Below are 11436 nucleotides of genomic sequence, written 5' to 3'. Positions count from 1 at the left end.
CATGAAGCCGATGTCCAGTTTGACGTCGAGCGGTTGCAGCCGGACGATGAACAAAGGGTTAAAGCGATTGCCGCGAAATCGGATGCAATCATCTGCTCGAACGACCGCTTGGCGGCGACGCTGATGCAAACGCTGGCGCGTGTCGGAATCGCGGTGCCATCGGATATCCGCTTGGTCGGTTTTGATGACGTGAAATACGCACAATTATTGACGGTTCCGTTGACCACCATTCACCAACCGTGCCGTGACATCGCAATGGTCGCGTTTCGAGCGATGTTGGACAGTATCGAAAAGGTCGTCGTTCCCCCCAGACATTGTCTGCTGCCGGGTCAATTGATCATCCGTGAATCCTGCGGTGCCTACTTGAGTCGTTGATTCATGCGGTAAAGAGTCACGTGTTGGACATCCGTTGCGTCCACCAGTGGCGTTCAGATTGACAGTATTCGAGGGGGGATGCCGCATAACACGCCGGCGACATCGAGAAAGGCCCACAATGTCGCGGCTGTTCGACCGCACGCCGATGCTCTGTGGCGAATTACTTGGCGTTCGCCTAAACTTGACGGCATGCTACCGAACTCCACACGACTGATCCTGTTCACCGATCTCGATGGTTGCTTGCTAAATAAGCATGATTATGACTGGTCCCCCGCTGCAGAGACGCTGCAGATTCTAAGCACGCGTCGGATACCCGTGATCCTGAATTCCAGCAAAACGGTGGCCGAGATGACTCAGTTGGCCAGCGAATTGGGACTCGCTGGCAAGACTTTTATCTCCGAAAACGGCTCGGTCATTCGCTGGGGTGACGAGCTGGAGAAAGGCAAATCGGATTCTCCCACGGGCGAGATCGAAGTCATCGGTGCGTCACGCGACGATATTCTCTCGGTGCTGAAGCAACTTAAGGCAAAATATCGCTTTCGCTCGTTCGCTGATTTGGGCGTGGACGGCGTGATGGACGAAACTCAGCTCTCGCGAGACAAAGCTCGACTGGCAATCGCCCGCCAGGGAACGGAACCGCTGTTGTGGGACGATAGCGACGAACAGCGGACAAAGTTTGAACAAGCCTTAGACACTCACCAGCTGACATTGACCCGTGGTGGGCGTTTCTGGCACGTCGCCGGAAAAACGAGCAAGGGTGTGGCGATGCAGCGAGTTGCCCAGCGTTTGTCGCACCCCGATACCAACACGCTGACGGCCGCGATCGGAGACAGTCCGATTGACCAAAGCATGTTGGACCAAGCGGACGTGCCGATTGGCATTCCGACACCGTCCGGGCTTGGGGTCAACATCGCGTCACCTGGCATCGTGGCAAAACAGCAAGGCGCAGCGGGCTGGGCCGAAGCGGTTACTCAATTGCTGTCGCGACTGGATGCCGCGGCATCCGCGACACAAAATTCTCCTCCCCTTGTCTAATCAAACGAAACACCATGACTGACTTCGCGCAAAACGGAATTATTGGAACGCTGCATAACTTGCGGAATCGTTCCACCGAAGAACTTGAATCGGAGCTGGTCGAGTTTTCAGCAGAGACGCCAATGTCGTTGCTGTTACCGTGCCTGTTTTCCGAACTCGAAGGCCCGGCGATGGGACCAATCGTCGAAGAGTTGGCGAAGATTCCCTACTTGAGCGAAATCATCATTGGGCTGGACCGAGCCAATGAAGAACAGTTTCACGCCGCCCGACGATTCTTTGACAAACTGCCGCAGAACTATGTCGTGCTTTGGAATGACGGAACGCGACTGCGGCATGTGGACGCGGCACTACAAGCCGAAGGAATCTCGCCGATTGAACCGGGCAAAGGACGTAACGTTTGGTACTGCTTGGGTTATTTTTTGGCCTCGGGAAAATCCAAAGCGGTCGCGCTGCATGACTGTGATATCCTGACCTACGATCGGTCGCTGCCCGCTCGGTTGTTGTATCCATTGGCTCATCCGTCGTTTAACTATCTGTTTTGCAAAGGTTATTACTATCGAGCCGCTAACGGACAACTTAATGGTCGTGTGTTCCGGCTGCTGGTGATTCCATTGATCCGAGCACTCAAAACGGTGCTTGGTCGTGTGGAATACCTCGACTACATGGGCAGTTTTCGCTACGCCTTGTCGGGCGAATTTTCGATGCGGTCCGAAGTCGTCACCTCGCTGCGGATTCCCAGCGACTGGGGACTCGAAATTGGCACGCTCTCGGAAATGTATCGCAACTGTAGCTTGAATCGGATTTGCCAAGCGGATGTCGCGGACGCTTACGATCACAAACATCAAGTGGTCTCGGAAGACGATCGAAGCGGCGGATTGCACCGGATGGCGAATGACATCTGCAAAGCCTTTATTCGCAAGCTAGCCGTCGAAGGCATCGTGATCAGCAACAGCATGCTGCGAACACTGAAAGCGTGTTACTACCGTACCGCACTCGATGTGGTCGATCATTATCACAACGATGCCGTGATGAGTGGATTGAACATGGATCGCCATCGCGAGGAGGCCACGGTCGAACTATTCAGCCGCGTGTTGGTCGCTGCGGGAGACGATTTCTTGAATCGTCCCGACGAAAGTCCTTTCATTCCCAATTGGTCACGCGTGACCAGTGCGCTGCCGGACATTTACGACATGCTGTTGGGGGCGGTAGAAGCCGACAACGCCTGATTTTGCGACCTTATCGTGATTTCGATCTCCGACAACGCAGGCCTGTCCCCGCATGATCTAGGATAAACATGGGACGCGATCGGTTAGGCCGCTGCTGGAAAGCGGCACCTGGGGTTCATCGAACCCGCGCCGGCACGACTGATGAGCTCATGTCGGCATTGGCCAATGAGCTCACACTGGCTTGGCGGATAAGTCGGCCTGCAATGCCGATTCGCAACCCGCACGAACATCAAAACGACTTCGAACGTTTCGCATCCAACGATTGTTGCCATGGATCCTTCTGAAAACGACGACTCCGCCGTTCATTCTCAGCTTTGCCAACACCTGCGTTTTCTCTATCCCGATGACGATACCGAGCGATTAGCGGATCAGGTGATTGCGATCTTTGATGATTTCAATTCACAGACGCCGCTTCCGCTGCATCAATTGTGGTCGCAAGAGGACTGTTTGCTGATCACGTACGGGGATTCGATCATCGACCGCGATACCGTTCCGCTGGAAACGCTTCAGCAGTTTCTAACGGAGCATTTGAAGGATTCCGTCTCTGCCGTTCACGTGTTACCGTTTTGTCCGTTCAGCTCCGATGATGGCTTCGCTGTGATCGACTACAACGAGGTCAATCCCAAGCTAGGCGACTGGTCCCAGATCTCGCAAATCTCGCAGCGGTATCGCTTGATGGCCGATATCGTGATCAACCATGTTTCTTCGCAAAGTCAATGGTTCCAAAATTACTGCGCCGGGGTCGAACCGGGGGCGAGCTATTTCATGGAAGCCAATGTCGGTGACGATCTGTCCGCGGTGGTCCGACCGCGGGCTTCACCCCTGTTGCGGCCAACCGAAACCGCCAGCGGTCTAAAACACGTTTGGTGCACCTTCAGCCACGATCAGATCGATCTCGATTTCCGCAACCCTCAGGTGCTGATGGAATTCTTGAAGATCATTCGGCTGTATCTGCAGCAAGGCGTTAGCATCTTTCGTTTGGATGCGGTTGGTTTTCTGTGGAAAGAACCCGGAACGAACTGCATGCATTTGCCTCAGACGCATGAGGTAGTCAAACTGATCCGTACGCTTACTGATGCGTTTGCACCCGGTACGCTGTTGATTACCGAAACCAACGTGCCGAACCACGAGAACTTGACGTACTTCGGTAACCGCAACGAAGCTCATGTGATCTACAACTTCAGCCTCGCTCCGCTGCTGGTCCATGCGCTGTTGACTGGCAAAACCGAGTACTTGAAGCGATGGATGATGAGTATGCCGCCGGCCCCGGTCGGTTGTACCTATCTGAATTTCACCGCTTCACATGATGGAATCGGCATGCGACCGGCCGAGGGTTTGTTGTCCGATGAAGAGCAACTACAGCTTGTCGAGACCGTCGGTCGTTTTGGAGGCCGAATCTCGACACGCCGCACCGCCGACGGTGGCCAACGGGTCTACGAACTGAACGTCGCGTTGTTTGATGCACTCAAGGGGACGATTGATGGCGAAGACGAATGGCAAGTCGAACGTTTCCTCTGTTCGCAAACCGTGATGATGGGATTGGAGGGCATTCCCGCGTTCTACATTCACAGTTTGTTAGCCACGGCGAACGACCAAGCGGGGGTCGAGGCTACGCAGCACAACCGCAGCATCAATCGTCACAAGTGGAATTGGCAAGAACTGCAGCAACAACTCGGTGATGAGTCGTCGGTTCATCACCAAGTCTTCGGAGAGCTGACCCGCCGCATGCAGCTGCGTCGTCGGCACGCTCCGTTCCACCCCAATGCGACGCAGTTCACGCTGCAGCTAAGCGATGCCTTTTTTGCGTTTTGGCGTCAAAGCACCGACCGCAGCCAGAGCATTTTCTGTGTGCACAACATGACCAACACGACTCAGGAACTGCGGCTATCGGATCTGAATTTGATTTCCACCGACGCCTGGTACGACGCGATCTCAGGCCGCCGCTTCGACGAGCAAACCACGGTCTTGGAAGTGACTCCGTATCAATCGCTGTGGATCACCAACCGATAATTGTACTGCTGCGGCCTTAACAAGATCGTTCACTCGGTGCCGGGGCCGCCGAGCAGCGGTTCGCCTGGAGCTCGAATTTCAGTGTTGGGCAAACCTTCTGGATGTTCTTGTTTGATGATCCGGATGGCCTCCATCGCGACGGACAAATGATGTTTCTTTGTCTCGTTGTAAAACGCGACCGCTTCACCGGGTAGTTTTGGCTTTCCGTGCAGCGGTTTGTCCGACACGCACAGGAGCGTGGCGTGGGGAATCCGATAGCGAAACCCATTCGCGGCGACGGTTGCCGATTCCATGTCGACCGCGATACTGCGGCTGACCCGCAAATGTTCTTTGGTCCTCCGCAGCATCAATTCCCAGTTGCGGTCAGCGGTCGTATAGACCGCCCCAATTCGATAACGCAGTCCTCGTTGATCCAGTACTTGCGCGAGTGCGCGATTGAGCAGAAAACTGGGAATGATTGGCACCGATGGAGGCAACAATTCATCGAGCAAGTAGTCGGCCCGCATGTAGCCTGTTGCCAAGACAAAGTCACCGATCTCTTGGTGGTTACGCACTCCGGCGCAGTGCCCCACCATCAACATCGCGTCGGGTCGAAGCACCGCCAAGTGGTCGGTCAGGTTCTTGGCGTTCGATGGCCCGACACCAATATTGACGATGCTGATGCCTTGATTGCCGACATCACGATGATGCAACGCAGGCATCTGCACATTGGCTCGAGAAGATCCAACGCAATAGGGAAACTGCTCCACGAACGCATCCATGTGCATCTGGTAGTTGGTCAACAAGACAAAACGCTGAAAATCCTCTGCCCGGGTCCCGGTGTAGTGTTCCAGACGTTCGATTGACAATTCACAACGCTCGGGTCCAAACAGGAACACTTTTTTGGCGGTCAGATCGAATTCCGATTCGTCAATCATCTCCAATAGCGTTGGCGAATTGAGATCGACGCGCGGCCGAGACTGGGTGATCGTGATTTCGGCTCCGAGCCGGGCTAATTTGAGCAGTTCTCGGCGGAGGTACCAACGCAGTGCACTGGGACGCGCAATTTTGCCCGACAATTCGGGATTGTGTTTGGACCAATGTCGAACCACATTGACTTTGGAATAAAACCCATTGTCGTACGTCGCTTCCATCCGCTCGCACGCCAAGTCGATTTGGCAACGCAATTCGTCTGCAGAAAGAGTCGGATCAATTTTAAATGGTTCACTCATACACCCCAGTTTGATGGATCGCCGTGCAAAGCAAAAGCCCTTCGCAGTTCACCCACCGGGACGAATAAAATTCCCTGGGGACCAACTTTGGTACTAGCCGGGTGGTTTTCGTAGCGGAGCGGCGCGAGCCGCCCGGTCAAAATCGAACGTTTTACTCGCTGCAACCGGACGGGGCCCCACGCCGCACCGCTACCAAAGTCAATGACATTGACCGATAGGTTCTGGCGCTACAGGTACTCAAGCACGCTCAGCTCTTGTTTTGCCGTAATTGCACCCGGGGATGCCCAGGTTGTTTGCGATTTTCGACTTTGAATAGATCGATCGCCGCGAACAGGTCAATGAGTTTTGCGTAACCGAGATCGCGCTGATTGAACTCTCCCTGTTTGGAAAGATGAGAACCGACTTGCCCGAGTGACGCCCAACCGTCTTCTCCAGTATTCTCCTTTACCGCCGTTCGTAGCAGGTTCATCAGTTTGGTGTTCTTTTTCAGCGTGGTGTCTGGAGTTCGCGTCGGCTGCGTCTGCAGCGGTTTCGTCTGCTTTGGCTGAGGCTGGTTCGGTTTTGACTGAGTATGCTTCGGTTTGGTGGTGTCGTTTTTGTCCAAGAAGACAAAATGAGTACACGCACGAACAAACGGCTTGGGTGCCTTTTGCAAACCAAAACCGATGACCTGTTTGCCCTCCTCACGCAGCCGCAGCACCAGCGGGGTGAAGTCACAATCGGATGTGACTAAGCAAAACGTATTGACTTGTTTAGTGTACAGAATGTCCATCGCGTCGATCAGCAGCGCCATGTCGGTCGCGTTTTTTCCTCTCACCATGTCAAAGTATTGCTTTGGAGCAATCGCGTATTCATGCAACACTTCGGCCCAACTCTTGAGTTCGTCCTTGGCCCAATTCCCATAGGCTTTACGGATATTGACGATGCCACGGGTGGCGAGGCTTGAGATGATGAATTTGATTTTTGCGGCAACCGCGTTGTCGGCATCAATCAGCAACGCGATGTTGTTATCAGGCTTGGGTTGGTTAGGCATGAATGTCGATCGCTCAAACGGAAGCAACGCAGAAAGAATCGTCAGACGGGGTCAAGCAGCGAAATAAACCCGCTCTGGCAATGAAAACCACAACACGCTATCCGTCGAAGGTTTGCCCTTCGCTAACGGTCCATTGCTGTGGATACACCTGTGACCCTCCGCTGTGAGTTGCCCAATCCCGCATGAATGCCACGGTCAAAGTGTAGGACGGATATTGGGGTGACGCGTCGCTGTCCGACCATTAATAAATATAATATTTGTGGCCAATGCTAACTTCGTTTCGGTCGTACCGTAGGGTCCTCTCACCCTCGGACTCAACCATTTGTTTGATCGACACTCGACCGCAGCCGCCACCGCCCGACGGGACCCCCGCTCGGGATCGTCCAGCCGTATTTGCGAATTGTTCTCGGTTAGGAACGCCAGTTAGAAACGTGTCTGCCACGGCACCGGATGGGGTATGCGGAAGGGGTGCAGTGGCCTGTTCAGAGATCGTAAACCGGTGGGTCGGTGATAGACGCCGACGCCACGAGGGCTCGCAGACAATGACGTGAACGAAAGAGCCATGGCGTGCAGTGCACATCCTGATTGACAATATTTCTAATCGACCGAACTGTGCGCAGTTTCTTGATGCGATAACGCATTGATCCTATTTTCGCGGCCTAATTGAAACTAAAACATGAGGTTGTCGGTTTCCTTTTCAATTTCTAGCACGATTTCCAGCATCAGTGACCATTGAGGCACTCGTAGGATGAATGTGATTTCACAGCACACGACAAAGCGATGTCTTTGTATTGCGGGTCGTATACTTGCAACACTCTTGGCCGTTAGCATGTTCCCGGCCAGCGGGCAACAGAGTGCCCGTTCACAATCGCCAGCTTCGCTCTCACCCGATCATCCCACAGGTAAACCAAACGTCGAGATGTCTACATTATCACTGGATCGAATCTTTGGCTCGGATGAGCTCTCCGAGGACCACCTGCCCGATCTCGTTTGGAGCAAACGGTCCGACACCTACTATACGCTTGAGAAATCATCGGAGGTCGAAGGGGGCGTCGATGTGGTTCAAGTCGACACGGCCCATGGCACAAAACAAACGGTTGTGCCCGCGAAGGCTTTGATTCCAAGCGATCGTGAAGCCCCTCTTGCGATCGATGGTTTTCAGTTTTCCAGCGATGAATCGAAGCTATTGATCTTTACCAATAGCAAGCGGGTGTGGCGGCGGAATACGCGAGGCGATTACTGGGTATTCGATGTCGCAACCCAGAAACTGAAACAACTCGGTGGGGACGCAGCACCCTCGACGTTGATGTTCGCGAAATTTTCTCCCGAGAATCTCCGCGTTTCCTACGTTCGCAATAACAACTTGTATGTTCAGGACATTGACAGTCTGCAAATCACGCAACTGACCGACGACGGATCCGCCGAGACGATCAATGGTACCTCGGATTGGGTTAACGAAGAAGAATTGGCGATCCGCGATGCCTACCGCTGGAGTCCTGATGGGACAGCGATTGCGTTTTGGCAGTTCGACACCACGGGTGTCGGACGGTTTCATTTGATCGATAACACTCGCGGCATTTACCCACAAATCACCACGTTTCCCTATCCCAAAGTCGGCGAGAAGAACTCGGCCACGCGATTGGGAGTTGTTCGCATTGACAGCGGAAACATCACTTGGCTGGACGTCCCCGGGGACGCTCGCGAACACTATTTGCCGCAAATGGAATGGACGCCCGCGGGCGACCAGATTTTGCTGCAGCAGATGAATCGCCTGCAAAACACCAATCGTGTGATGCTCGCCAATCCCGAAAATGGCAAGACACAAACCGTCTTTACCGACACGGACGAAACCTGGTTAGAAAACGAAAACCCGGTGCGGTGGATTGACGACGGCAACGCATTTGTTTGGCTCAGCGAACGCGATGGATGGCGACATGCTTATCGCGTCAGCCGTGATGGAACACAAGTAACCAAGATCACCGCTGGCGATTACGACGTGCTTGAAATCGAGGCGATCGATGCAAAAGCGGGTTGGCTTTACTTCGCGGCCTCACCTGATAACCCGACCCAACGTTATCTGTACCGAGTCAAGTTGGACGGTTCGGATCTGACGCAATTGTCACCACCGGATCAACAAGGGTGGCACACCTACGCGATCTCTGATGATGGTCAATGGGCAGTGCATACCTATTCGACATTCAACACGCCACCGATGGTCAAGCTGATTCGGCTCGACGACCACAGCGTGGTTCGCGTGCTGAGCGACAATGCCAAACTGCGAGAGCGACTCGCCGAACTGAACACCCCGACATCGGAGTTCTTTCGTGTCGATATCGGTGATGGGCTACAGCTGGATGCATGGTGTCTGAAGCCGCCACAATTGGATGAAACCAAGAAGTACCCACTGTTGGTTCACGTTTACGGCGAACCGCACGGTCAAACCGTCAAAGATGTATGGCAAGGAGCACGTGGTCTTTGGCACGCGATGTTGGCACAGCAAGGCTATGTCGTTGTCAGCGTGGACAATCGAGGAACCCGATCGCCACGTGGTCGCGAATGGCGAAAATGCATCTATCGAAAGATCGGCGTAATTGCGCCGGAGGAGCAGGCCGCTGCGGTACGAGCGTTGTTGGCCAAGTGGAGTTATTTGGATACCAAGCGAGTTGGTGTGTGGGGCTGGAGCGGCGGAGGAAGCATGAGTCTCAATGCGATTTTCCGTTATCCCGATCTCTACAGCACCGCCATTGCGGTCGCCCCCAATGCGAACCAATTGCTTTATGATTCCATCTATCAAGAACGATACATGGGGTTACCTGATGACAATGCCGAGAATTACCGGCTCGGTTCACCGCTGACCTATGCAAGTCAGCTGGAAGGGAACTTGTTGATCGTGCATGGGACCGGAGATGACAACGGGCACTATCAAGGAACCGAGTATTTGATCAACGAATTGATCGTAAACAACAAGCAGTTTTCGGTGATGCCCTATCCGGCTCGCTCGCACGCGATCAACGAGGGAACGAATACCGTTCGGCATTTCTACTCGGTCCTGACCCACTACTTCAACGAACACCTCGCTGCTGCTGGCTCGGACGATTAGAGGTCACACCGCTTCGCGATCCGCCCGTCGTTGACGGCAGAGCGATCAACGACGTTGGGGCAGCCGGAAGACTTCGACGAGCTTTCCGATCGGGCCGCCGATGGCTGCGATGTGGATGCCGTCGGGTGAGAAGGCGACGTACTTGACATAGCCACCATCGCCCATTGCGAACTCTTGTAACATCGCTCCCGTTTCGGCATCCCACAGCTTGACGTTTTCGCGGCCACCGCTAAGCAGACGGTTGCCATCGGGTGAAAACGCGGCGGACCACAAGGTTTCATTTCCTTTCCCGGTGGCCGACTGCGCGCCGGTCTGAGTTTGGAAGTAATGAATGTCGTAAATGCGTCCGGTCGCGATCAAGCTGCCATCGGGCGAGACCGCAGCGAATTGGCCGCTGCCACGCGAAAGCGACATCCGCTGAAGGATGTTGGCAGTGTCAATGTCGATCACTGCCGCAACGCGGCCGTCGCTCACCATGGCAAGGCCGCCATGACGGCTGAAGCGGGCTGCGGCACCCGAGTTAAACGCAAAGTCGCTGTATCGTGCCAACACTTTGCCCGTATCCAACTGCCAAAGACAAGCAACCGATGGTGCATGAATCGTCAGGACGTGTTGATTGTCAGGCGACACGACGATCGATTTGATCTCGCCTTGGTAGATCGAAAACTGTTTCTCAGGGGTCAATTGGCCGTCGTCCCCAAACTGCCATACCAAGACGTTGCCATCGTGTGATCCCGCAATCAGGCGTTTTCCATCAGGCGTAAATGTCAAACTCGATCGCATTCCACTGTCGATCTCGTATTCCGTTTTGGTCGACGCATTGATGTCCATCACGATGAGGTTGTTACTGCCCAATGAGACCAAATACGCCCCGTCGCTGGAAAAGGCCAACCCCTTGTAGCCCCAGCGGTCTGAACGAAATTGGCGAATCGAACCCGAGGCGGACGGTGTCTCGACATCAATCGTTGCCATCGTCGGGCTTGCTGGTTCCGAGGGCTGCGAGGATGCCTCTTGCGTCAGGAATGGTTTGACCTGCGATTCGTACTTTGGCATTGCGGCAAGGTACGCGAGATCCTTGATACTCAATCGCTGCAGCGGAACCGCACTGACGGTGCCGTCCGCTTTTTCCAAGTACGCCTTTCCACCGCGAACTGTCACCAGTTCGGCTTCGACATGCGATTTGCCAGTGCGGTCGGTCCACGTTCGTCCAAGCACCGTCGGGCAAACGGCAAACGCGAGCAAGATGGAAAGGGAAACGATACGGATCATTCGGTCGACCGTCATTTGTTTGGATCAAACTTATTTAAATTGGGTGACTCGGGGACCGCTTTGACACTCTTAACTTCGATGTCGTTTGCGGCCGCAGTCGATGTCGGCGGCGACGATGCAAACCCCGCATGTTCTAATGTTCTGGCTTTTTCCCGGATCCGATTTTGCTCGCGTTCT

At 54.2% G+C, this 11436-nt stretch carries 8 protein-coding genes; 5 read left to right on the top strand and 3 right to left on the bottom strand.

What is annotated here, in order from left to right; all coding sequences use genetic code 11:
- From ABX962_RS18590 to ABX962_RS18575, 4 genes are all read left to right on the top strand, one after another.
- On the top strand, positions 1–375 hold a 375-nt coding region (locus ABX962_RS18590), incomplete at its 5' end, for a substrate-binding domain-containing protein (protein ID WP_372721533.1).
- Positions 376–564: 189 nt separating this feature from the next.
- Positions 565–1410 carry an HAD-IIB family hydrolase gene (locus tag ABX962_RS18585; protein WP_372721532.1) on the top strand — a complete coding sequence of 282 codons (846 nt, stop codon included), beginning with the start codon at positions 565–567 and terminating at the stop codon, positions 1408–1410.
- A 14-nt stretch (positions 1411–1424) separates the two neighbouring features.
- Positions 1425–2636: a glycosyl transferase gene (locus ABX962_RS18580; protein WP_372721531.1), complete on the top strand. Its 1212-nt coding sequence runs from the start codon at positions 1425–1427 to the stop codon at positions 2634–2636.
- Positions 2637–2906: 270 nt separating this feature from the next.
- On the top strand, positions 2907–4646 hold the full coding sequence (locus ABX962_RS18575) for a sugar phosphorylase (protein ID WP_372721530.1): 1740 nt from the start codon (positions 2907–2909) through the stop codon (positions 4644–4646).
- 29 nt (positions 4647–4675) lie between these two features.
- Here ABX962_RS18575 and ABX962_RS18570 read toward each other — a convergent pair whose 3' ends face one another.
- Both ABX962_RS18570 and ABX962_RS18565 read right to left on the bottom strand, forming a co-directional pair.
- Complete coding sequence (locus tag ABX962_RS18570) at positions 4676–5857, bottom strand: AMP nucleosidase (protein ID WP_345684336.1); 1182 nt, start codon at positions 5855–5857, stop codon at positions 4676–4678.
- Positions 5858–6104: 247 nt separating this feature from the next.
- Complete coding sequence (locus tag ABX962_RS18565; RefSeq protein ID WP_372721529.1) at positions 6105–6890, bottom strand: NYN domain-containing protein; 786 nt, start codon at positions 6888–6890, stop codon at positions 6105–6107.
- 919 nt (positions 6891–7809) lie between these two features.
- Between ABX962_RS18565 and ABX962_RS18560 the strand changes: the two genes are divergently transcribed.
- Positions 7810–9990 carry a S9 family peptidase gene (locus ABX962_RS18560; RefSeq protein ID WP_372721528.1) on the top strand — a complete coding sequence of 727 codons (2181 nt, stop codon included), beginning with the start codon at positions 7810–7812 and terminating at the stop codon, positions 9988–9990.
- A 45-nt stretch (positions 9991–10035) separates the two neighbouring features.
- On the opposite strand, the gene ABX962_RS18555 is transcribed toward ABX962_RS18560, so the two are convergent.
- Positions 10036–11259 (bottom strand): SHD1 domain-containing protein, encoded by a 1224-nt coding sequence (locus ABX962_RS18555; protein WP_372721527.1) that lies wholly within the window; start codon positions 11257–11259, stop codon positions 10036–10038.
- Positions 11260–11436: the final 177 nt, after the last annotated feature.

The organism is Novipirellula sp. (genome assembly GCF_041583735.1).
In the GTDB taxonomy this organism is placed as follows: domain Bacteria; phylum Planctomycetota; class Planctomycetia; order Pirellulales; family Pirellulaceae; genus Novipirellula.
Note: the sequence above shows the minus strand (reverse complement) of the source record. Positions and strands in the feature narration are given on the sequence as shown.